The organism is Streptomyces sp. Y2F8-2 (assembly GCF_014905555.1).
In the GTDB taxonomy this organism is placed as follows: Bacteria; Actinomycetota; Actinomycetes; order Streptomycetales; family Streptomycetaceae; genus Streptomyces; species Streptomyces cynarae.
Genome location: NZ_BNGS01000010.1, coordinates 35,095 through 57,177, shown reverse-complemented (window position 1 = coordinate 57,177; position 22,083 = coordinate 35,095). Strand labels below are relative to the sequence as shown.

At 69.6% G+C, this 22,083-nt stretch carries 20 protein-coding genes, 1 tRNA gene and 2 pseudogenes; 10 read left to right on the top strand and 13 right to left on the bottom strand.

Going from position 1 to position 22,083, the window contains the following annotated elements:
* Nucleotides 1–4 precede the first annotated feature (4 nt).
* Both SY2F82_RS29480 and SY2F82_RS29475 read left to right on the top strand, forming a co-directional pair.
* Complete coding sequence (locus SY2F82_RS29480) at nt 5–1,144, top strand: MraY family glycosyltransferase (RefSeq protein WP_200422209.1); 1,140 nt, start codon at nt 5–7, stop codon at nt 1,142–1,144.
* A gap of 163 nt (nt 1,145–1,307) precedes the next feature.
* Entirely contained in the window at nt 1,308–2,405 is a 1,098-nt protein-coding gene (locus tag SY2F82_RS29475; protein ID WP_236041889.1) for a glycosyltransferase, read from the top strand.
* A 217-nt stretch (nt 2,406–2,622) separates the two neighbouring features.
* Here SY2F82_RS29475 and SY2F82_RS29470 read toward each other — a convergent pair whose 3' ends face one another.
* Nucleotides 2,623–4,449 (bottom strand): DUF4012 domain-containing protein, encoded by a 1,827-nt coding sequence (locus SY2F82_RS29470; RefSeq protein WP_200422207.1) that lies wholly within the window; start codon nt 4,447–4,449, stop codon nt 2,623–2,625.
* 462 nt (nt 4,450–4,911) lie between these two features.
* Here SY2F82_RS29470 and SY2F82_RS29465 point away from each other — a divergent pair, with 462 nt between their 5' ends.
* Nucleotides 4,912–5,808, top strand: coding sequence for a Yip1 family protein (locus SY2F82_RS29465; RefSeq protein WP_200422206.1), 897 nt, complete (start codon nt 4,912–4,914; stop codon nt 5,806–5,808).
* Here the strand turns inward: SY2F82_RS29465 and SY2F82_RS29460 are convergent.
* Nucleotides 5,805–6,521 carry a DUF2690 domain-containing protein gene (locus SY2F82_RS29460; protein WP_200422205.1) on the bottom strand — a complete coding sequence of 239 codons (717 nt, stop codon included), beginning with the start codon at nt 6,519–6,521 and terminating at the stop codon, nt 5,805–5,807. The two genes, SY2F82_RS29465 and SY2F82_RS29460, sit on opposite strands and share 4 nt — an antisense overlap.
* A gap of 271 nt (nt 6,522–6,792) precedes the next feature.
* Between SY2F82_RS29460 and SY2F82_RS29455 the strand changes: the two genes are divergently transcribed.
* Together SY2F82_RS29455 and SY2F82_RS29450 are read left to right on the top strand one after the other, a co-directional pair.
* Nucleotides 6,793–7,209, top strand: a complete 417-nt coding sequence (locus SY2F82_RS29455; RefSeq protein ID WP_200422204.1) for a hypothetical protein — start codon at nt 6,793–6,795, stop codon at nt 7,207–7,209.
* Nucleotides 7,206–7,997, top strand: a complete 792-nt coding sequence (locus SY2F82_RS29450; protein ID WP_200422203.1) for a hypothetical protein — start codon at nt 7,206–7,208, stop codon at nt 7,995–7,997. Before SY2F82_RS29455 ends, SY2F82_RS29450 begins: the two co-directional genes overlap by 4 nt.
* A 9-nt stretch (nt 7,998–8,006) precedes the next feature.
* On the opposite strand, the gene SY2F82_RS29445 is transcribed toward SY2F82_RS29450, so the two are convergent.
* A complete protein-coding gene (locus tag SY2F82_RS29445) occupies nt 8,007–8,507 on the bottom strand; it encodes a phosphoribosyltransferase (RefSeq protein ID WP_200422202.1) in 501 nt (166 codons plus the stop codon).
* Between the two features lie 7 nt (nt 8,508–8,514).
* Nucleotides 8,515–9,090 (bottom strand): dCTP deaminase, encoded by a 576-nt coding sequence (dcd, locus tag SY2F82_RS29440; RefSeq protein WP_200422201.1) that lies wholly within the window; start codon nt 9,088–9,090, stop codon nt 8,515–8,517.
* 527 nt (nt 9,091–9,617) lie between these two features.
* On the opposite strand from dcd, the gene SY2F82_RS29435 reads away from it, so the two are divergent.
* Nucleotides 9,618–9,691: transfer RNA gene (locus tag SY2F82_RS29435), tRNA-Gly, on the top strand.
* Between the two features lie 49 nt (nt 9,692–9,740).
* On the opposite strand, the gene SY2F82_RS29430 is transcribed toward SY2F82_RS29435, so the two are convergent.
* Both SY2F82_RS29430 and SY2F82_RS29425 read right to left on the bottom strand, forming a co-directional pair.
* Nucleotides 9,741–10,004 carry an integrase gene (locus SY2F82_RS29430; protein ID WP_374707216.1) on the bottom strand — a complete coding sequence of 88 codons (264 nt, stop codon included), beginning with the start codon at nt 10,002–10,004 and terminating at the stop codon, nt 9,741–9,743.
* A 269-nt stretch (nt 10,005–10,273) separates the two neighbouring features.
* Nucleotides 10,274–10,612, bottom strand: a complete 339-nt coding sequence (locus tag SY2F82_RS29425) for a helix-turn-helix domain-containing protein (protein WP_200422200.1) — start codon at nt 10,610–10,612, stop codon at nt 10,274–10,276.
* Between the two features lie 105 nt (nt 10,613–10,717).
* Here SY2F82_RS29425 and SY2F82_RS29420 point away from each other — a divergent pair, with 105 nt between their 5' ends.
* A complete protein-coding gene (locus SY2F82_RS29420; RefSeq protein WP_200422199.1) occupies nt 10,718–11,119 on the top strand; it encodes an STAS domain-containing protein in 402 nt (133 codons plus the stop codon).
* 386 nt (nt 11,120–11,505) lie between these two features.
* Nucleotides 11,506–11,814, top strand: coding sequence for a suppressor of fused domain protein (locus SY2F82_RS29415; protein WP_236041868.1), 309 nt, complete (start codon nt 11,506–11,508; stop codon nt 11,812–11,814).
* Nucleotides 11,815–12,182: 368 nt separating this feature from the next.
* Here the strand turns inward: SY2F82_RS29415 and SY2F82_RS29410 are convergent, their stop codons facing one another.
* The 3 genes and pseudogenes from SY2F82_RS29410 to SY2F82_RS29400 all read right to left on the bottom strand — a co-directional run.
* Nucleotides 12,183–12,884: a class F sortase gene (locus SY2F82_RS29410; RefSeq protein WP_236041867.1), complete on the bottom strand. Its 702-nt coding sequence runs from the start codon at nt 12,882–12,884 to the stop codon at nt 12,183–12,185.
* Nucleotides 12,885–12,997: 113 nt separating this feature from the next.
* On the bottom strand, nt 12,998–13,957 hold the full coding sequence (locus SY2F82_RS29405) for an LPXTG cell wall anchor domain-containing protein (protein WP_200422198.1): 960 nt from the start codon (nt 13,955–13,957) through the stop codon (nt 12,998–13,000).
* A gap of 415 nt (nt 13,958–14,372) precedes the next feature.
* A pseudogene (locus SY2F82_RS29400) lies at nt 14,373–14,706 on the bottom strand (hypothetical protein); the annotation flags it as partial.
* Between the two features lie 655 nt (nt 14,707–15,361).
* Between SY2F82_RS29400 and SY2F82_RS29395 the strand changes: the two are divergent.
* Nucleotides 15,362–17,044: an RICIN domain-containing protein gene (locus SY2F82_RS29395; protein ID WP_200422197.1), complete on the top strand. Its 1,683-nt coding sequence runs from the start codon at nt 15,362–15,364 to the stop codon at nt 17,042–17,044.
* A gap of 479 nt (nt 17,045–17,523) precedes the next feature.
* Here the strand turns inward: SY2F82_RS29395 and SY2F82_RS29390 are convergent, their stop codons facing one another.
* Nucleotides 17,524–19,983 (bottom strand): non-reducing end alpha-L-arabinofuranosidase family hydrolase, encoded by a 2,460-nt coding sequence (locus tag SY2F82_RS29390; protein WP_308437797.1) that lies wholly within the window; start codon nt 19,981–19,983, stop codon nt 17,524–17,526.
* Between the two features lie 47 nt (nt 19,984–20,030).
* On the opposite strand from SY2F82_RS29390, the pseudogene SY2F82_RS39210 reads away from it, so the two are divergent.
* Nucleotides 20,031–20,201, top strand: a pseudogene (locus tag SY2F82_RS39210) (hypothetical protein); the annotation flags it as partial.
* 57 nt (nt 20,202–20,258) lie between these two features.
* On the opposite strand, the gene SY2F82_RS29380 reads toward SY2F82_RS39210, so the two are convergent.
* The 3 genes from SY2F82_RS29380 to SY2F82_RS29370 form a co-directional block, all read right to left on the bottom strand.
* Complete coding sequence (locus SY2F82_RS29380; protein WP_200422196.1) at nt 20,259–21,041, bottom strand: hypothetical protein; 783 nt, start codon at nt 21,039–21,041, stop codon at nt 20,259–20,261.
* Complete coding sequence (locus SY2F82_RS29375; RefSeq protein WP_200422195.1) at nt 21,038–21,568, bottom strand: SigE family RNA polymerase sigma factor; 531 nt, start codon at nt 21,566–21,568, stop codon at nt 21,038–21,040. The genes SY2F82_RS29380 and SY2F82_RS29375 overlap by 4 nt, the downstream gene beginning before the upstream one ends.
* A gap of 141 nt (nt 21,569–21,709) precedes the next feature.
* Nucleotides 21,710–21,883 carry a hypothetical protein gene (locus tag SY2F82_RS29370; RefSeq protein ID WP_200422470.1) on the bottom strand — a complete coding sequence of 58 codons (174 nt, stop codon included), beginning with the start codon at nt 21,881–21,883 and terminating at the stop codon, nt 21,710–21,712.
* Nucleotides 21,884–22,083 lie beyond the last annotated feature (200 nt).

Sequence of the window (22,083 nt, the reverse complement as noted above, 5' to 3'; positions counted from 1 at the left end):
CGGCATGTACGCGACGATCTCGACGGCGGGTGCAGGCGGCGCGGCCCTGCTGCTCGGCCTCCTGCTGACCGAGCCGCTCAGACGCTTCGCCGTGCGCCACGGGATCACCGACCGCCCCAGCGCGCGCAAGGCGCACACCCGGCCGACCCCCTATCTCGGCGGTGTCGCCGTCGCCGTCGCCACCTTCGCCGCGGGTGCGGCGGCCGCGCTCGCCGGGGGGGTCTTCGACCCGGTCGTCGGTGTGCTGCTCGGCGGCGCGGCGGTCATGTGCGTTCTCGGGCTCATCGATGATCTGCGCCCGCTCGGCCCGATGGTGCGGCTGTGCGTCGAGGTCCTCTCGGCCGCGGTAGTGGTGTCGGTAGGGGGGCATCCAGACCTCTTCGGCAACACGATCGACGCCGTGCTCTCCATCGTGTGGATCGTCTTCGTCACGAATGCGTTCAACCTGCTGGACAACATGGACGGCGCCGCCTCGTCGCTGTGCGTGGTCATCGGCGGCTTCGTCTGCCTGACCGCTCCGGCCGGCGGTCCTGATGGTGTGGGCGTGCTGGTGGCCGCGCTCGCGTGTGCCTGCCTCGGCTTCCTGTTCCACAACAGGCATCCGGCACGCATCTTCCTCGGCGACGCGGGATCGCTCTTCCTCGGCTTCACGCTGGCTTCCGCCTTGGTGGTGCTCCACGACGACGTCGAGGGCCTGTCCGGACCGGCGGGCCTGCTGCTCGCCACTGTGGTGCCGACTCTGGACACGACGCTGGTGATGCTGTCCCGCTACCGGGAGTCCAAGCCGCTGCTGCAGGGCGGAACGGACCATATCGCCCATCGGTTGAGACGCCTCGGCCTCACGGTCCCTCAGGTCGTTCGGTACCTTGCGCTACTCGCCGTGGCCGGCTGCCTGTCGGGGATGTTGGTGACCCACGGGTTGCTCCCTCCCGGCACCGCGCTCGCCGCCGCCGGTGCGGTCGGCGTCGGCGCGGTGGCGCTGCTGCTCAGGATCCCCGCCGCCACGGCCGCATCCGAAGGTGGCGCGGTCACGGCGGGTACGCCGTCGAAGGACGCCGCCCGCGCTGCCGTGCCCCACTCGCGGGAAGCGAACAAGGGAACGGCGCTGTCCCCGACCGCCGGCGTTCCGGCTGCACCGCAGTGACACCCCGCAGCGGGCGGCGTCGGCCTTCCGGCGTTCGGGTGACGCCTCCCGCACGACACGCCGAGCCCTGGCAGGGCCACGGCCTCGGGCGCCGCTCAGCCTCTAGGGTGCGGACGCGCGATGATGCAAGGCCTCGTCGGCAGCGGAGGGCGGCTCGGTGACCATGGCGCGCATCTGCGAAGTGATCAAGACTCTGGACGTGGGCGGTGCCGAGGTTCTTCTGGTGGAACGCCTGCGCCGGGCGCCCCGGACCGGTCGTGACTACACCGTGGTCTTCGTGAAGGCCGCGACCGACGAATTGGCCGAGGTGCTGCGGACCTGCGGAGTGAAGGTCGTCGATCTGCGATCGTCACCGCGTCTGCTCCGCTACGCCAGACTCGTCCGTGTGGTGCGAGGACTGCGGCCCGACGTGGTCAACGTCCACTCCCCCCTGCCCGCATCGCTGCTGCGCCCCGCCGTGCGCCTGATGTGCCGCCGCCCCGCACTGGTCTCCACCGTGCATCACGAGTGCTATCGCCCGCTGACCATGCTGGTCGACCGGTGGACACGGTGGCTCGATGATCTGACGGTGGCGGTCTCACCGCAGGTGGCCACCGCTCGTACCGTCAAGGGAGCACGCCTGGTTCGCACACGCGTCCACGGAGTGGATGTCGCGGCTCAACGGTCCTGGGCTCAACGTGCGAGGGAGGTGCGCGCGGAGTTCGGGATCCCCGACGACGCCTTCGTACTGGCGTGTGTGGCCAACTTCCGCTGGCAGAAGAACCATCCCCTGCTGATCGAGGCTGCTGCCCGGGTGCTCGGTGAGCGGCCCGACGCCGTGTTCGTGCTGGCCGGTGACGGCCCCCTGCGTGAGCAGGTGCTGGCTGAGGTCGACCGGCGAGGGCTACGGGAGCGCATTCGCTATGTGGGGCGTGTGCCGGGGGCCAACCGGCTCGTGGCCGCGGTGGACGCCTTGGTCCTTTCCTCGAACCACGAGGGACTGCCCGTGGTCGTCATGGAGGCGATCGCCGCAGGGGTACCGGTGGTTTCCACGGCCGTGGGCGGAGTCACCGACCTGGTCCGCGACGGCGAGAACGGATTTCTGGTGCCGCCCCGGTCACCGGAGCGGCTGGCCGACGCCATCCTGCGCGTCATGCGCCCCGAAGTTCACGCCGCGCTCGCCGCCCGGGCTCTCGCCGACACCTCGTCGGTGGACATGGCGGCCACCGCGGCGTGGTTCGACGACGTCTACGCCACCTTGGCGGCCGGAGCCCGCCCCTGACCGTCGCGGGGTCACGGCTTCGTACGGCCCGCGGCGCGAGTACCACCGGCGACGGATGCCCCTCACTCACCCGGCCGCCATCGGGCCCACGGCGGAGCGGTGCGGGGCGCGGTCCGTCACGGTGCGCCGGGCGTCGAGCCAGGTGACGGTGCGCCGACGGCCGGGCCGGACGGGCTTCGAGCGAAGCGCCCGACCCGCTCCGCCGCGGCCCACGTCATCACTGCGCCACGGACCGCCGTTCGCCGCCGTCGCATACCGGAGAGGGCCGCACATGCACCCGCAGCGGTGTGACCAGCGGTTGGCGCCACAGCACGGGGGCCCGGTCGCTGGCCGGCTCCAGCAACTGGAGCGTCCAGGTACGGGTGCGCCGCGCCGGCAGCTCCAGGTCGAGGGTGTACACGGGATGACCGCGTTCCTTGCCGACGCCCACCGTGATGCCCTGCCCGTCGAGCGTCGCCTGGGTGAGTTGTGCGCCGGCGCTGGCGTAGTAGGAAACCAGCAACCGGTTGTCTCCGGGGCGGGTGGGGTGCCGGGGTCTGTCGCCGCGCTGGGTGACGTAGGCGGGAAGCCCCGAAGCCGGAGCCCGGTTCGTGAGATCGATCCGCGCGGTGACGAGCCGGCCCTGTGGCGTGCAGCGGCCCGGGAGCCAGCTCAGCTCGCGCTCCAGGTAGTAATCGAGCTTCCCGCCCGCGGCGTTGTTGACGACGAGGCCGGCGAAGGGGTCGGTGGTCTCCGGGAACGTACCGCTCAACGGACGGGTCGACAGGATGCGTTGCTCGTTCTCCCGTGCGCTCCACACCTTCAGCCGGCCGGCCGCGGCGTCACCGTACGCAGCCTTGACCAGCCTGGGGAGCCGTCGTGGGTCGCCGAGGGAGTCCGCCAACGTGGTGGCTGCCGTGCGCGCCACCTCGAGGAGGAACGCCTTGCGCCGCGCGTCGTCCGAGTACCGGGCGTAGCCCGTACGCTCGGTGAGGTCCAGCGCGTTGTCGGCGGTGAGCGGTGTGCCGTCGGGGAGGCGTCCGGGGCCCGTCGCCCGCAGAAGGCGGCCCAGCGTGGTGGGGTCCAGGGCGACGACTCCGTCCACCCTCTCGCCGCTTCGCTGGCGCCAGGTAGCCGACCAGATACGGGCCGCATAGGGGAAGTGCGGGCTCATGTTCGAGTTGGCCCAGTATCGAGTGGGCTCGGCCGAGGCGTAACGGGCGGCGAATTCCGCTCCCAGATCGACGGTGGGGTTGGCGCCCGACACCCTGTCGTCGTTGCCGAACGTCTCGAAGTCCAGTCGTCCCCGATCGGCGGTGACCACGGCGAAGGCCCCGGGCATGCCGCCGGTGCCGCGGGCCTCCGCGGTGTTCTGGACGACGACGAAATACCGCCGGGGGCTTTCCTCGCCCATCATCTGCGGTAGCACACGGGCGGCCATCGAAGCATCAGCCGTGACCGGGACGGTCCGGTCGAGCAGCTCGGCAAGCCGCGTGCGTACATGGTCGACCGCGGGCAGCCAGGTCGCGCGGGGCAGTCCGCCGACATCCGCGCGGGATTCGGCGGCGGCCCGAGCCGCCCGTTCCAGTGCAGGAGCCTGACCCTGGAGTGCGGACAGCAGGGATTCCAGACCGCGCTTCCGCCTGTCACCGGCGTGTTCGGAAGCGATGCGCACGAGCGGCGGCAGGACGTCATGAGTCAACCGGTCGGCGACGTCCGCCGCGCCGCGGACGGTGCTCGCGGGCCCGCCGAGGACCGGTGCCTGCGCGAAGAGATACCAGGCGGGCCCCGTGGTGAGGCGATGCGCCTGGGCGGCGTGTCCCGCCGCGGAGCTCATCGCCGCCTCCGCGTCCATTGTCCCGGCCCCTGCAGCGTTTCTCCCCGCCGCACCGGTCACCGAGTGCCGCAACGTCTCCAGCGACCGCTGCGCGGCCAGCAGCTCGGTCCGGGCGAACAGACCGGTGACCACGATCCAGCCGGCCCCGGCGATGACCAGGAAAACGACGGCCGACAGGATGTACCGGGCGCGGAGGAGGGACCTGGTCTGCCGTCGCAGGCTCCGCATCCGTGGCAAGAGCTCGTCCGTCAACGGGGCTCGGACCATGACGTCGCCATATCTTCCACGCTCCCGACATGCACTTGACTCGAACCGACAGCGCAAAGCGGCTGTCACACGCATAGATATCGTTGATGAACCCCCGTTAACGCTGTGGAACGGCCCAAATCACTGAACGGATCAATAAATCCCATTAACGGGTCGGCCGGGCTCAGCGGTGCGTCGACGACGTGCCGTACTTCAGCGTGAGCTTCGCCGATCGAGTGGAGCAGACTTCCGGGTACAGAGAGGCCGCCACCGCCGCCGGGTCACCCTGCCTGCCGAAACCCCGAGGGGACAGCGTCGTCTCCCCGATTCCACGCCTGAGGCCCCCCTTAGGGGACCCTTAGGGGATGTCACAGCTCGGCCCCAAAGCCTCCCCGTCCCCCGGTTGCGGCACGTCACCCCCCGACACCAGGTACGTTCGAAGACGTGGCTGGATTCAGGATCGGACGCGGCGGCCGGGACAACCGTGCCCCGCAAGCGCGACCGCAACACCCCCCGTACGGACAGCAGGCGCCGCAGGCCCCGTCGCACGGCTACCCCGCTGCACCTCCGCAGCAGCAGTACGGCGGGGCGGGACCCCACGGTGGCCGGCCGCAGTGGCAGGCACCGCAGAGCCACGGTGAACCGGAGTACTTCGGCGACGACGGCCGGGGCCACCCCCACACCCCGGATCCGTACGCGGCCAACACCCCGGGCCACACCCAGGCCTTCTCCGTCGGCGAGGACCCTTACAGCCAGGGCGAGACCTACCGTGCCGGCCAGGCCTCGATGCCGCCGGCCGGCCCACGGCTGCACTGGAAGGAGCTGCTGCGGGGCATCGTGCTGTCCCCGACCCAGACGTTCCTCCAGATGCGGGACTACACGATGTGGGGCCCGGCCCTCATCGTGACGTTCCTGTACGGCCTGCTCGCCGTCTTCGGATTCGACGGCGCCCGTCAGGACGCGATCAACGCCACGCTCTCCAACGCGATCCCGATCGTCCTGACGACCGCGGTGGCGATCGTGATCAGCTCCTTCATCCTGGGCGTGGTCACCCACACCCTCGCCCGCCAGCTCGGCGGCGACGGCGCCTGGCAGCCCACGGTCGGCCTGTCCATGCTGATCATGTCGATCACGGACGCGCCGCGCCTGGTCGTCGCGATGTTCTTCGGCGGCAACGCGTCCTTCGTCCAGCTCCTGGGCTGGGCGACCTGGGTCGGCGCGGGCGCGCTGCTGACCCTGATGGTCTCCAAGTCCCACGACCTGCCGTGGCCGAAGGCCCTGGGCGCGTCGGCGATCCAGCTGATCGCCATCCTGTCGATCGTCAAGCTGGGGACCTTCTAGCGTCCCTCGGCTACCGGTGTCGAGGTCGGGTTCGGCGTGGCGGACTGCAGATCCGCGGCGCCGGCCCCGACCGTCATCACATGGCCGTGGGCGACCTCGCGCTTCTTCGGATTGACGGCGACGGCGGTCGCCTGGGCGGTGAAGACCCGCGATTCCGGCGCCGGGAGCATGGGCGTGTACTTCGTATGGCCGTAGGCGACCTCCGCGACCTGCCGCCGGTTCGGTGAGGTCCGGATCTCGACGGTGTCGCCGACCTCGGCTCCGGTGAGCTTGCCCCACACCGTGTGACACGCCGGGCTGTACCGGATCGCCAGGTACATGGTGCCAGCCCACTCCCCCCGGAGCGTCCTCGCCCCGGCCCCGCATCGGGTGGTTTCGGGGTCGAGCCCGTCGCACTCCTCGCCGTGGCAGCCCGGCGGCGTCGACGGGCCCGTGAGCGCGCCCACCGTCCCTTCGGCCGCCGCGCTTCCGCCCGTACTGCCGCCGGGGTCGTCGCCCAGTGCGGCGGTCAGGAGTACGGAGGCCACGGCTCCGATCACGGTCACCAGAACCGAGCCGACGAGGGTCTGGGGGCCGTGGCCGCGTACCCAGGCACGCGTGCGGGCAACAAGGCCGGTGCGCGGGCCGGAACCGCCGCCCGGGTCAGTGGTCGTTCCGCTGTCAGGCCCCTGGGACGTGCCGTCGGGTAATGGGCCGCCCGTGCCGTCTGTCATCTCTCCCCCCTTCCGCCGTACGGCTCGAAAATCCGCCCGCCCCTCACGCCCCGTGGCACGCGGTCCCGTCCGTACCGTCCTGTCCGTACAGCCCCGTCCGTACTGTCCCGTTCCGTACGCGCCCGGCGCCCGAAAGCTCTGCCCTCGATCCCTCGACGCTACGCACGCCCCCTCGACATCCCTACCGTTTCTCCCAACTCCTGGACGCTACGGTCCCGTTGGTGCCATAAGATGGCGCCCCTGTTCAGCACCGGAGCGAGAAGGAGTGGCTGTGGAAGCCGAGTTGGCGGCCCTCGCGTCGAGCGCGGGGACGGCGGTGGTGACGGCTCTGACCACCGACCTGTGGGAGCGGGCCAAGACCTCGGTCGCCGCTCTCTGGCAGCGCGCGTACCCGGAGCGTGCCGACACGGTCGAGGCGGAACTGACGGAGACCCGCACCCTGCTGCTCGCCGACACCCAGGCCGACCTCGCGGAGGACTCGGCGCAGGAGTGGCGCCTGCGTTTCCGCCGGCTGCTCGTGACACGTCCCGACCTTGCCGAGGAACTGCGCCGCGTCCTGGCGGAGGAGCTCACCCCGTCGCTCCCCGCACAGCAGACTCAGGGCACCACCACGGTCTTCAACGCGGCCCCGACCGGCCATGCACGCGTCTACCAGTCCGCCGGGAACCAGACGATCAACGAACGATGACGGGACAGACGACTCCCCCTCCTGACCGACCCGCCGGGCAGTCCTTCTCGGCAACACCGTCGGACCAGGCCCGGACCTACCAGACCGGCCGCGATCAGACGATCCATGAACACCACCACTACGCCTCGCGCGGGTCGCTCAGGGCTGGGCTGGCGTGGTCGCTGGCGGGAGGCCTGATCCTTGCACTCGGCGCGTTCGTCGGCGTCGACCTGTGGGAACGCCATACGGTGTCGGACGCAGCGCCGGCGGGCGACGCGGAGACGTCGTCGCACGCGCCGTCGCGGAGCACCGTCCCGACGAGGTCCGGGAGCCCGTCACCGAGCGCGACAGCCACCGCGACCACGGAGACTGCGGCACCGGGCGCGTCACAGCCTGCGCTGCCGGGCAACCCGGCACAGGGCTGCACCGGCTGGAGATCGACTGACGCGTCCGACGTGCTGGTCAAGCCCTGTGCGCGTATCCAGGGCGGCCGCCTGTACATGATCGCCGAGTGGCGTACGACGTCCGGCTCGAAGTCGGTGGACGTCTACCTCTGGCTGAGGGATTCGTCGGGCAGAACCACCGTCTTCCCCGGCACGGACGAAGCCCACGGCAAGGTGTTCCCCGCCCTGCCGGCCTGGCCGACTCCGCAGTCCCGTGAGCAGTGGGTGGAGGCGGCAGTCGACACGGACCTGACGCACGGTGCGCGCTACGAGGTGTGCGTGACGGTGACGGACCGCGGCGCCCCCGCCCCGAAGATCTACAACTCGAACGTGTACGGCAGGCAGTACCAGGTGACGTACAAGTGACTCGGACGCCTACGCGTCCAGCACCTGCCCGTCCCGCTTCACCACAGGCCCGTCGACACTCCACGGGAAGTTGATCCAGTCATCGGTCCGCTTCCACACGTACTCGCACTTCACCAGCGACTGGGACTTCTCGTAGATCACCGCGGAGCGGACCTCGGCGACGGTCTCCACGCAGAAGTCGTGCACGAGTTTCAGCGTCTTGCCGGTGTCGGCCACGTCGTCGGCGATCAGGACCTTCTTGTCGGTGAAGTCGATCGCGTTGGGGACCGGGGCGAGCATCACGGGCATGTCGAGCGTGGTGCCCACACCGGTGTAGAACTCGACGTTGATCAGATGGATGTTCTTGCAGTCCAGGGCGTACGCGAGGCCGCCGGCCACGAACACTCCGCCGCGCGCGATGCTGAGCACGATGTCGGGCTGGTAGCCGTCGTCGGCGATGGTCTGCGCGAGTTCCCGGACGGCGCGTCCGAAGTCCTCGTAGGTCAGGTTCTCTCGTGCGTCGCTGGTCATGTCTCGCTCACACCTGCGTCCGGTGGAAGTTCAGGAAGGAACGGGACGGCGTGGGACCGCGCTGGCCCTGGTAGCGCGAGCCGTACCGCTCGCTGCCGTAGGGGAACTCGGCCGGCGAGGTGAGTCGGAACATGCACAGTTGCCCGATCTTCATGCCCGGCCAGAGCTTGATCGGAAGGGTGGCGAGGTTGGACAGCTCGAGCGTGACGTGCCCGGAGAAACCGGGGTCGATGAACCCGGCGGTGGAGTGGGTGACGAGCCCGAGCCGCCCGAGGGAGCTCTTGCCCTCCAGCCGCGAGGCGAGATCGTCGGGCAGCGTGATGACCTCGTACGTCGAGGCCAGGACGAACTCCCCGGGGTGGAGGATGAACGGCTCGTCGCCCTCGGGTTCGACGAGCCGCGTGAGGTCGACCTGCTCGATGGAGGGGTCGATGTGGGGGTACCTGTGGTTCTCGAACACCCGGAAGTAGCGGTCGAGCCGCACGTCGATGCTCGAGGGCTGCACCATGGTCGGATCGAACGGGTCGATCACGACCCGCCCCTTGTCGATCTCGGTCCGGATGTCCTTGTCTGAGAGAAGCACGCCCTGAGAATACGCAAGGCGCGCGGAGCCGCCACAATCGCGACGACTCCACGCGCCCGAACCGCTGGCCGCTACGGGCCCTCCGCTCCTGCCGCTACTGCTTTTGCAAGGTCACCGGCACCGCGCTGCGGAGCCGGGCGCAGCGGGGACACCGGACGAGCCGGCCGGGGCCGAGGCGCTCGGCCTGCTGCATCGGGAACGAAGCGGTGCTGAACACGTGCCCCTCGGCACAACGGACGACGGTGCGCTCCATCAAGTCCTCTGAGTCCCTTCCCCAAGAGCCTTCGTCTCACTGCCGTGACGGACGACGAAAGCCACATTACGGGATGAAAGGGACGGCCCTCCAGGCGGCACTCCGACCGCGCACGACCCCTCCGCTCCCCCACCACCGTACGCCCCAACTCCGGCCCCCCGCAGCCACATCCGGACCCTGGAACGACACAGGACCCCACGGCGCGAGCACCGGGGGTCCGGGATGAGGTACAGTGAGCAGCGTTCCAGGACCGGATCACCGGTCGGGGACTTACGCGGGTGTAGTTTAATGGTAGAACATCAGCTTCCCAAGCTGAGAGCGCGAGTTCGATTCTCGTCACCCGCTCCATGATTAAGGCCCAGGTCAGAGACCCGGGCCTTTTTGCTGTCCTCGATGATCAGACGCCGCGTGCCAGATTCGTGCCAGAAGGCCTGTCGGGCGCCTTCCGAGCTGCGGCGACCCGAGCCTTCCGGACGGTGGCGTCGAGGCCCGCGGCGACCTCCTCCTGACGCTCCTCGTCGGAGTGCTGATAGATCAGCGCCGCCTTCTCCGAGGACTGTCCCGCGCGGACCATCGTGTCCGCCCGGCTGCGCCCCTGCCTCCGGCCCGCTCCGCGCGCTGCGCCGACGCGCGCCCACATGTGGAGAGGGCTGGTGGCCATGAGTCGATCACCGCATAGAGCGGCCCACGGTCAAGGCAATGCCTCCGGCGGGGGATCAGCCGGCACCGGGATGGAGGGGGCGCCGCCGCCGACTGCGGGTCCGTAGTGGCGTGCGCAGGGAGCTCCCGTCCCGCACACCGCCGACCCAGGCGGAGCCGAGCAGACGCGGCCCATGGCGTACGGGACAGGAGCTGGGGTTAGTGGTGGGTTGAGGCGGTGCGCACCGTGCAAGGCCTCTCACGACCACTACCGCGTGCCCTTGACGCAGGTCAACGAGCTTGCTGAGCAAGCGGCTTGTTGACGCGCTCGGTCTCATCCTGCACGAGCAAGGAGAGGAGAGAGGCCACGGAGAGACCAGCTTCCGCCGGATGACGCAGTACCTTGCCTGCCTCGATGCGGTAGGTGTTCGTGCGGCCATCACGGGTTCGAGAGAGGTAACCGTCCTGCTCGAGGTCGGAGATGATGCGCTGGACGGCGCGCTCCGTAAGCCGACAACGAGCAGCGATGTCGCGGATCCGGACGTTCGAGTTGTCGGCAATGGCTGCCAGCACGCGCGCGTGGTTGGTGATGAACGTCCATCCGGTGTGAGGTTCGGGCACTCCAACCATGCCCTGCATCTTAGGGGCAGCATTGCTGAACCCAGATACATGACATACTTTTCACGTAATCGCTGACATGTTCCCGCGATGCAGCGCCACGGAAGGAGCCCGCAAGTGTCCTGGGACGAGGCCGTCATGCCAAGACTCGTGAGCAACGCTGACGAGGAGCAGTGGTCGAACCTGGCCGGCGAACCTGCCCCAGAAGCTGCATTGGATCAGTACGCATCGCGCGGTGCCTGGGTCATTGCAGCTCATGGTTCATACGACATGCATTCGGTCCCGCCTCTGGCGAACGCACTGGCCGCCGCTGCGAGAGAGCATGCAAAGGTGATCCTGGACGCATCCGGCGTTGTCTTCGCGGACTCGTCATTTCTCAATGTGCTCATTCGTACGCACAAGGCGGGCACCTTTCGAGTGGTCGCGCCACCGCAGCAGCTTCAGCGCCTGTTCGCGATCACGGGAGCCGACACCGTCCTGGAGATCCGAGAGACCGTGGACGCCGCCACCCTCTCCTGAGACTCCTGTCAAGCTCGCCGTTGGGCCTGACACCAACGGCTGACACCAACAGCCACGAACAGGGCCGAACAAGAGCGGTGCTCAGCGACCGGCGGGTCCACCCCGGGTCAGGGCTCTGCTGAGTACCAGAGGAGCCGTGATCGACCTGATAAGGATGAGGCCAGATCGCAAAGTCTGGGCCCGATACGGGCTCCGTGCGCACCATCGGCCGGCGCCCGTCGCTTGGCTCGGTCATTGAGACTCTGCCGACCTCACGTCGAACCGCCCCCTCGACCTTATTCGGCGCCCTACGTCACAGTCGGATGCTGGGCACGGGCCCACCATCAGGGACACGGCCTGGAGTTCATCATGACGGCGCCGATCAGCGATCCGCGGACGTTCTCGCGATGACGGCCTTCTACCACTGCGGTGGGCCGGAGCCTCACCGTCTTGATCTGGGCCACAGCCTGCCGATGGGGGAACCCTGGACGCCCGGATCGACCTGCGAGCATCTGCTTGTCAGCCTGTCCTACCTGCACGGGCCCGACCTTGAACGGTGTGCCCTGCCAGACGGACACGCCCGCTTGCTCTGGCTGCTACCGGTTACCGCATCCGAGATCGCGTTCCGCAGAAAGCATGGAACCGAAGCCCTGGAGCAGCTCTTCGACGAAGCCGAGATCAACCCCGTTGATCCGCGCAAGCCCGCAGTCGTCTAAGCAAGGGAAAGCGGGGCCGTCTCGGGGCCGTCAGAGGGTGCTCAACGACGACCAACGCCGACAACCACCGACAGCTAAGTCGCAGGTCGCAGCGTTGATCGATTACGTGGCCGCAGGTCGGAGACCCGGCCTTTCACTTCTTCGGCTACTGAGATAACCGCAGGTCAGAGCCCTAGGGGCCATCCTGGGCCGTCTCTGGGCCGTCATCCGCAGGCTCGTCCTCTTGGAAGACGCGATCAACGGCGGCCCGGGTCCGGGTCTCACTCGACCGGCTGCTCACCGCCGTTGCCGGGGCTTGCCACGTCCATGGAGACTTCGCCGCCCGTGGTGTTCGTATCGCCAGCGCAACCCACTAGCCCCCGCAGGGCTCAGCTCGGGGAGGTTCGTACCAGGTCGGCGTACAGGATGATGTTGTCCGGGCGGTGGCCTGCGCGCAGGTCGCCGCCGCAGGTGATGACGCGCAGTTCGGGGCGGGAGGTGTCGCCGTACACCCGCTGGGTGGGGAAGTGTCTCTTGTCCACCTGCTGCAGGGTGCGTACGGCGAAGACGGCGGTGGAGCCGTCGGCGCGGTCGACGGTGATGGTGTCGCCGGGACGCACGCGCGCCACGTTCCGCAGGACGGCGGGCCCGTTGACGGTGTCGAAGTGGCCGATGAGTACGGCCGGACCCGTCTGGCCGGGGGTGACGCCCTCCCGGTACCAGCCGATGCGGTCGGCCTGGGCGACGGACGGCACCTGGACGGTTCCGTCGGCGGCGAGGCCGAGTTGGAGGACGGGGGAGGTGTCGACGCCGGCGGCCGGGATGCGGACCCGCACGGGCGCGGATGCGGGCAGCGGAGCCGGTGAGGACGTGGGCGAGGACGCGGACGCGTGCGACGGCGGTGGGGCGGAGGCGGTGATGTTCGCTGCCGGGCCGTGTGCGGCGGGTGCCGGGGTGTCGGCGTGTACGGCGATGACCGTCATCCAGCCGCCGACGGCCAGTGCTGCCGCCGCCATGGCCGCGATCCAGCGCAGGCGGCTGCGGGAGGGCGGGGACGGGGGCGGCGCTTCCTGGGCTGGGGGCGCGTTCATCGGGGTTCCTCGGGGCTTCCTGGGCTGTGCTGGGGGGAGTCGCCTGGGGTGGACGCCGAAGGCGGGCCGCCGGTGACGACCGGTGGCCCGCCAGGTGCGGTGGTGTCGGGGGATCAGACGCTCGCGCGGCGGCGGCGCACGACGTAACCGAGGCCGGCCACACCGCCCACGGCCAGGACCGCCCCGCCCGCCAGCAGCGCGGTGTTCTGCGAGCTGCCGGTGCCCTCGGCGCCCGCGGCGACGGCGCCGGTGGGGACGACCTTGGTCTGGGTGGCCTTGGTGGTCTGGGTGGTGCCCTTACCGGCGCCGGTGCCGGTGCCGGTGTTCACGCAGCCCTTGGGCAGCTTCGGGAAGGGCGTCGTGCGCCAGGGGGAGTCGCCGCCCTGGTTGTTGTCCAGGAAGAGCGGGGAGGTGCTGTAGGCCTTCTCGATCTTCAGGCCGTTGACGGTGTCCACCGGGCGGTTGCGGTCCACGGTGGACACCGCCTTGCCCTTGCCGTCCCTCAGCACGGCCTTGGGGCCCTTACGGAGGCTGTTGGTCAGGTCGACCGTCCAGCCGCCGAAGCGGGAGGGAATGGTCTGCATCACGGTGCACTTGCCGATGACGGTGACGGTGCCGGTACCGGCGCCCGACCCGGACCCCGTACCCGTGCCGGAACCGCTGCCCGTGCCCGTCCCCATGCAGTCCTTCGGCAGGGCCGGGAACGGCGTCTGGCGCCACGGCGCCGGGTCGCCCTGGGAGCGGTCGAGGAAGAGCGGGGAGGTGGTGTCCGCGTTCTTGATCTTGAGGCCGTTGGCGAGATCCTCGGGATGGGCGCGGTCCACGGTGGACACCGTCTTGCCCTTGTCGTCCTTCAGTACGGCCTTGGGGCCCGCCGAGAGGCTGTTGGTCAGGTCGACCGTCCAGCCGCCGAAGGCGGAGGGGATGGTCTGCGTCGCGGTGCAGTGTGTGTCGGTGCCGGACTGGCCGTCGGCGGCGAAGGCGACGGCCGGCGTGAGCAGGGCGCCGGCGAGAGCGGCGGTGGCGACGGCGGCACGGAGGGTGAGGCGGTGGCGCGCGAGCACGGCAGACATGGTGATCCCCCCAGGGATGACAAGAGTGGTGAAGCGAGAAGATCGCCCCGCGGCTTTCCGTCCGGCCCCCCGGTTTCGGCCCTTGCGGTGTGCGATGCAGTTAGTGTGACTGATCACATAATCGTGATCGATACGGGAACCGTCACCGCTGTGTAACAGCGCGACGGCTCACCTCTCCGGCCGTCAACCGGCGCGTCCGGTTGATCGATGACAGCAGGAGGCTTGCCCGCTGCCGGAGCTGTTTCGCTGACATCCACCGCTGACATCAACGAGCACGGACGGCGGCTGCAACCAGCAGGCGCGTGCGGCACCGGTGCCTGAGGCGGGCCTCAGCCCGGCCGGGTGGAGAACGAACTCCTGAAGCGGGTGTCAAAGCAAGGGGGCGGTCGGTCACGCCTGCTCCTGCTCCGCAAGCTCATGCCGGTTGCCGAGGAACGCGCGGCCGCAACGTGGAGGCAGGTGCTGTACCACCATTGTGTGGGGTGATCAGCGGTCGCGTTTCCAGGCGGTCTGCAAAGACCAGTGCCTCCCAGCGGTATCGATCAGCACCACCGGCGGCCTTGGGCCGGTGAGTGAGGCTCGTACGAGCCGACCAGCACGCCCGTCTCGCGCAGCTCGCCCGGACTCCGGCGGTACGCGGGGTGGGCGGCCTGGGCCGAGTTCAGGTACGGCAGGACGGCGGTGGGAATGCCCGTGCCGTACGCCTCGCACAGGATGCCCCGGGTGAGGGTGTCGGAGATGCCGGCGGTCACGCGTGGGCTCCAGGACGGTGAGCTTCTCGTTGGGCGGCCAGGTGGTCTGCAAGCGCATCGGGCCCGATCTTGCTCAGGGCCCACAGACTGCTGGATCGGCGAGCCCCCTGCCAGAGTGGGTCATCCACAGGGGTGTGGAAGGGCAGCACGGGCATGCCGTGGGCGTCGAAGGGGCCGCGGCGTCGAGGTAACGCAGACCACCGGTGCCGCACAGACAGTGGGTACTGTTGGTGGCTGCCGCAAGGTCGGCGAGGCGCTCGGAGCGGCCTTGCCGGGTCGGGATCTCGCTGCTGTCCCGCACCTTCCCCGACCAGCCATCAGGCGTTCGCCACCGCCGGCGTCAGGCGTGCCGTGCTCCGCAGCGAACGGGAAGCGGTCAAGGCGAAAAAATCTGTGGATCTTCGCGGCAACCTCTTCGGCCTCTCGGACCACTCAGCGTTGTCCGGCCAAGTGGTCCGGTCAGATGCAACGGCTGAAAGAGAGCACAGGCATGTCCCTGGAACGAGAGCACAGACATGTCCCCGGCCCACCCACGTCATCGGTGGCGTCCCGCGTCGGCGGCCACCGTGCCGACGGCGGCGCGCGCGGTGGTCGCCCGAAGCATCGTGGCCGTCGGTTGCTCGCGCATCGGGGTCTGTGGGCAGGTCTCGCCATGGTGGTCGTGGCCGGCTCGGCTGTCGTGGTCAGCCAGGCTTCGGCGCAGCAAACCCTGGATCTGAAGAAGTGGTACGTGCTGGTCAACCGCAACAGCGGCAAGGTGCTGGACGACCGCGCCTACGCCACGAACGACGGCGCGGCGGTGGTGCAGTGGGCGCGCCACGGCGGGGCCAACCAGCAGTGGCGGTTCATCGACGCGGGTGACGGGTACTACCGGCTGCAGAACCGGAACTCCGGCAAGGTGCTGGACGACCTCGGCTGGTCGAAGACGGCCGGCTCCGCCCTCGTGCAGTGGCGAGACCACAACGGCACCAACCAGCAGTTCAAACTGGCCAAGTCGCCGGACGGCTACGTGCGTTTGGTCAATCGCTTCAGTGGCATGGCCGTCGATGTCCGCAACGCCGCCAAGGCCGACGGGGGCGACGTCGTCCAGAACCGCGACCGGGGCGGCGCCGATCAGCAGTGGCAACTCGTCCCGGCCGGGAGTGTCGGCAGCTCCGGTACGCCCACCGCGCCGGGCGGCAGCGTTCCCACCAGCCAGGCTCCGAGCGGCTCGCACCCGTCGTCGGCGCCGTCTCCCGTGGCCGGTGGCGGCAGTTCGACGACACGTTTCATGGGCAGCAGCACGGTGCTCATCGGCGGCTCGATGTCCGACGCCTCGGCGACCGCCGCGCCGTTCGACATGCGCTACGCCTATGTGCACAGCCAGCCCGCGCCCTCGTCGGACTACTACACGGCAGCGCGCTGCCACGACGATTGGTCGGGCTGGTGGGGCTGCTGGAACGGCAGCACCACGGCGCCCGGCACTTACGTGACCTGGCGGGACAGCGTGGCGGCCCAGGCGACGTACAAGGGCAGCGCGCGTCCGCAGAAGATGCTCTGGACCTGGTACTCGTTGCGCGACCTCGGGGATGCGGCAGGCGAGGGCGACGGTCCGGGCGAGGTCAAGGCCATCAACCGGCTCGATCTGCTCACCCGGTACCTGAACGACTACCGGTTCTTCCTCCAGAAGATCGGCACGTCGCACGACGCGATCGACCTCGAGCCCGACTTCTGGGGCTACGTGCGGTCGCTCGGCGATCCGCACCAGGTTCCCGCACAGGTCTCGGGCGCGAATCCGACGGATTGCGGATCGCAGGAGAACAGCGCCGCCGGACTCGCCCGCTGCCTGATCTCGATGGCGCACAAGTACGCGCCGAACACCGCCGTGGGGCTGCACCTTTCCTGCTTCGACTGGCAGACCAACACACAGGCATGCGTCAAGGACTACGCGAACCTCGGCGCGCAGAACGCCGACTTCCTGGTCACCGACGTGTCGGACCGCGACGCGGGCTGGTACGCACAGCCGGCCCACGGCGGCAGTGACCACTTCTGGACCGACCAGAAGGCCGCCGCCGCGCTGCAGTTCTACAAGACGATGGCCGAGTCCGTGGGCAAGCCGGTGGTCCTGTGGCAGATCCCCGTGGGCAACATGGCGCAGAACAACACCCTCAACCATTACAAGGACGACAAGGTGGACTGGCTCTTCGGGCACATGGACCAGGTGGCGAGCGCCCATGTCGCCGGGCTGCTCTTCGGTCCAGGGCAGCAGGAACAGACGACGGTCGAGTCCGACGGCGGAAACCTGATCAACAAGACGATCGCCTATCACAACTCGGGCGGTACAGCACTCAAGTAGGCGAAGCTGACGAAATGCGCCCCCATCTCTTCGATGGGGGCGCATTTCGTCATCTTCGTCGGGCTGAGGACTTCTCCGGTCGGCGCCGGCCATGCCGCCGTCGGTGCGGGCGCCGATCGGGGCGGCCTTGGCGAAGGGGATGATCGTGCTGACAGGTGACGGCGGGGAAGCCGAGTTCGACCGCGAGGCCGGGACAGTGCGGGCCGTCCCGGTCGATGAATGCGCCGATGTGGCGGAAGGTGAATGCGGCCCGGGACGCCGGCGCCCACACCGCGCAGGACCAGGAGCCCACCCGTCAGCCCGACAAGCCTCGCCGAGCCTCCGTCTGGTCCCCAAACGATGGGAACCCCAGCCATGCGCCGGCTGGGGTTCCTCGAGGCGGTGAGCAGCGGTCAGCGGGTGGAGGTGCCCACGCCGTAGACCGCTCGTCTACGCGCCGGTGCACCGCACCCGATCGCCATCACCGTGGATCAGGCGGGTCAGCGCTGCAGGGTGAGGACACCCGGCCGCCACGGCAGTCGGTCGTAGGGGCCGGTCGCGGTGGGGGACTTGCCCTGGTAGAGGAACTGCAGGTGGCAGGGGTCGATGGTCATGGTCTGGTCGGGGTTGTTGCGGACCAGGTCACCATGGCTGATGTCGTTGGTCCAGGTGGCACCGCTGTTGGCCTTGCCGGCGAAGGGGTTGCTCTCGCCGGCGGCCTGCGGGGTCCAGGAACCACTCAGGCTGGTGGCGGTGAACGAACGGAAGTAGCGCTGCTCGTTCGCCCCCCGAGCCTCAACGATCATGAGGTACTGGTTGTGGCCCTGAACCTTGTAGACCTGCGGCGCCTCGAACAGGTTCTTCGTCGAATCGCTCATGACCGTCGTGTACGACGAGCCGAAGTTGCCCGGGAAGTTCCCGATCGGCATGCTCGCCCGGTAGATCTTGCCGTTGTCGCCGGCGAAGAACAGGTACATGTTCTGGTCGTCGGCGATCAGGGTCTGGTCGATCGGGCCGGTGGCGGATTCGGTGCGGGGGATGCTGCCGGTGAACAGCGGCTGCGGCGCGGACCAGCCGTCGGGGTTGGTGGGGTCGCTCGACGTGCGGTAGACGAAGGGCGACGCGCCCCACTGGGACGCCAGCACCCAGATGTTCTTGGGCGCGAAGTAGAACAGTGTGGGCGCCACCGCTTTCTGGCTCATGCCGGTCTGGCCGGCCGACACCATGTCCGCCCAGTTCGTGAAGGGCTTGAACATCATCGAGCCGTACGACGATCCCGACACGCTCGACGCGTAGACCAGGTGCTTGCCGTTGTACGTCACGGTGGTGAAGTCCTTCACCGCGTCCCACCCGTTCGCCGGCTGCGCCAGCGCACCCGTCGACGTCCACCGGTATGTCGACGGAAGAGCACACGTGCCGCCCGCCGGCGCAGGCGCCGGGGTCCTGAAGTTCCAGTGCTGGTTGGCGCCGCCGCCGTTGGAGTCCCAGATCTGGACGGGGGTGCCGTTGGCGGTCTTGCCGCCGGGAATCTCCAGTGCCCGACCGCTGGCGACGTTGGTCAGCGTGTAGGAGCCGTCGCTGTTCCGGGCGGCCCGCCAGTGCTGGTTGGCGCCGCCGTTGGAGTCCCAGACCTCCGTTCTGGTCCCGTTGCCCGTCTGGTTGCCCGGCTCGTCCAGTACCCGGCCGCTGGCGACGTTGGTCAGCGTGTAGGAGCCGTCGCTGTTCCGGCCGGCACGCCACTGCTGGTTGGAGGCACCGCTGGCGTCCCACACCTGGAGCGGGGTGCCGTTGCCGTTGTATCCCGCGGGCTCGTCGAGAACGCGTCCGGCGGCCACGTCGGAGAGCGTGTAGACGGTGCCGGAGGTGATGCCTTCGGCTGGTGTCCCGCCGCTGCCCCCGCTCGGCGTGCCGCCGCTGCTGCCCAGGGCGGTGAGCACCGCGTTGTAGGCGGGCTTCTCGTTGCCGCTCGCGTCGAACAGCAGCGGGTTCTCACCGGTGCGCCAGGAGTCGCTGTCGCGGATGCCCCACACCGTGATGCCCGTGCAGCGAGCGACGTTGAGGCAGTCCTGCACGGTGTTGGCGTACGCGGTGGCGGACGCCTGGGCGATGTCGAGTTCGGTGATCTGTACGTCCACGCCGAGCGCGGCGAACTTGGACAGCGTGGCCTGGAAGCCGGCCGGCGGGCCGCCGGCGCCGAAGTGGCTCTGGAAGCCGACGCAGTCGATGGGCACACCGCGGGACTTGAAGTCCTTGACCATCGCGTAGACGCCCTGCGTCTTGGCGTCGGTCCAGTTCTCGATGTTGTAGTCGTTGTAGCAGAGCTTGGCGGAGGGGTCGGCGTTCCGGGCCGTGCGGAAGGCTTCCTCGATGAAGCCGTTGCCCAGCACGTCCTGGAAGACCGAGCTGCGGTGCTGACCGCTGCCGCCGTCGGCGAACGCCTCGTTGACCACGTCCCAGGCGTAGATCTTGCCCTTGTAGTGGGTCATCTCGGTGGTGATGTGGTTGTCCATCACACTGCGCAGGGTGTTGGCGTCGGTGAGGGACTTGACCCAGCCGGGCAGTTGGGAGTGCCACACCAGGGTGTGGCCGCGCATGCGCTGGCCGTGCGCGGCGGCGTGGCCCACGATCGAGTCGGCCGGGCTGAAGTTGAAGTTCCCGCGGGAGGGTTCGACGGTGTCCCACTTCATCTCGTTCTCCGGGGTGATCATGTTGAACTCCCGGTCGAGAAGGGTGGAGTACGTCGGGTCGCCGAACCTGCCCGAGGACACCGCCGTGCCGAAGTAGCGGCCGCTGCCGGCCGCCGCGGTGGCCAGGGTCGGTGTGCGGGCCTCCGGCGTGCGTGCGGCCAGCGCGACCAGCGGTGCGGCGGCACCCGCGGCGGCGAGGACCACGGCGGCGGCGAGCACGCGGCGGGTAGCCGGACGGCGGCGATGAGAGCGGTTCTGATCTGACAACGGCACGTCCTTCTGGCACAGCGGGCCTTGATCCGGACCCGGTTACCTGCCGGTTGCCGCCACGCACACAAAGGTTGCCGCGATCCGACGGAAGAGTTTTCACGGCCGCTGTCACCGTCCCCACCCGGTTCCACGGCGACCCGCCGGCCACCATGGAGGCCACCTACGCCGACGGGACCAACGTCGGCCCGGCCGACTGGACCCCGTACCAGCAGTGCGGGTACTTGTTCTCCCATCGAGCTGTGCGGCAAAGGGACTCACCCCTTGCCGCACAGCGGCGTTCACCGGGTCGGGACGAACCCTCCCCGGACCGACGCGGAGCCGCCCGAACCCTGCGCGTCGACGCGGTAGCCGTCGCCCGCGGAACTGCGCACGCCGGTGCCGTTGTTGAACTGGGCGGCAAACTCATAGCTCCCGGCCGGCACGGTCAGGCCCGGCTTGAGGACCCAGCGGTAGACCAGCGTGCCGCCGTCCTCCCGAGCGGTGACGGTGAAGTCAGCACTCGGCAGGGTCTCCCAGGTGCCGGTGTTCTTCACCCCGCCGGTCTGCACGATCCGCATCTCGACCGTGAGCGAGGTGAGCGGCCGGGTCGTCTTGAGGGCGAGGTTGCTCTGCGTCCAGTAGACGGTGCTGTGCGGGTCCACCGAGCCGGCCGACCACAGCGGCCCGTTCCGGCTCTCGCCGGCGGCCGGCGATGGACTGGTGGCCGGCGGAGTCGGGCGCGCGCTGCCCGGGGTGGCGGGGGCCGGCGCAACGGGGGTGGGGCGGCCCGATGTCGGGTGCGGGGAGCCGGCGGTCGGGGACGGGGTGGCAGGCGTGGTCACGGTGGCCGACGGCGACGAGTGCGCGACGATGGCGGCGACGGCGAGGCCGCCGGTCGCCAGGATGCCGGTGGCGGCGAGCCCGGCGAGCGCGACCCTGGTCCCGGACCTCGCGAACGGCCGCGCGCGGTGACGGACGGCGGGGCCGGCCATGCCGCGTTGCACCCGGGCCAGCATCCGCGCGCGGTCGGGCCGGTGCGCCTCGGCGGCCTCGCGCAGCTGACGGGCGATCTCGTCGTTCACCGGTTCCTCCTCCCTGCCACCAGGTCCCCGGCCGCTCGTGCGCCCAGTATCCTTTCCAGCTCGGCCATTCCCTTCGAGGTCTGGCTCTTCACCGTGCCGACCGATATGCCCAGCGCTGCCGCCGTGTCCTTCTCCGACAGGTCGAAGGCGTGCCGCAGCACCACGCAGGCGCGCTTGCGGAAGGGCAGCCGGGCGAGCGCCGCGCGGACGTCCAGCACGGCCGCCATGTCCGGCCCCTCCACCTTCTCGGGGCTGCGGGACCAGAACAGCGTGATCCGGAGTCGCTCGCGCACCGCGCTGCGGATCCGTCCCCGCGCCAGGTTGGCCACCACACCGCGGGCGTAGGCGAGCGGGTGGTCGGCCTGCCGCAACCGGTCCCAGCGCTGCCACAGGGCGAGCAGGGCATCCGCCGCGAGGTCGTCCGCCGCGTCGGTCTCGCCGGTCAGGAGGTATGCCAGACGGGCGAGTTCGGCATAGTGGCGTTCGAAGAATTCGTGGAACTCCGCGGACGCGTCGTCGAGGAGCATCCCTCCGTCGCCCTCTCCTGGCGATGACGTGCACGTTAGTTGCATGTTTAACAACAGGGGCGCAGCCTAACAGTGCCCGGCCCGGGATTCGAACGGCGGTCGTGCTCGGTTGCGGACCGGTGAAGGCTGTCCGGCGGCTGGTCAATGCCGGGCGAACTGGACGCCCGTCGGCTGCGCGACGTCCGGCTGCACGGCGGTGCCGTCGACGGTCAGCCGCTCCCCGTAGATGTCGGTGATCCTGACATCGGTCCCGCTCCCGGGGGGACGGCACGGCAGCACCCGACGACCAGCAGCGCCACGCGGGTGGCGCACCACAGCCTCACCATAAGGCGCAAGCGGAGCAGCCCCAGGCGGTGGGCCGGCCAGGAGCATGTCGGCCCGGGCCTGGTCGATGCTCTGCGGCTGGCCCTGACGCAACGGAGTGGGCGGGACGCGCAGGTTCGACGGCCGTGGAGAACTCCGGCGGAGGGCCGACCACAGAGTCCGCAGGCAATGGCGAATGCACGCCTGCGACG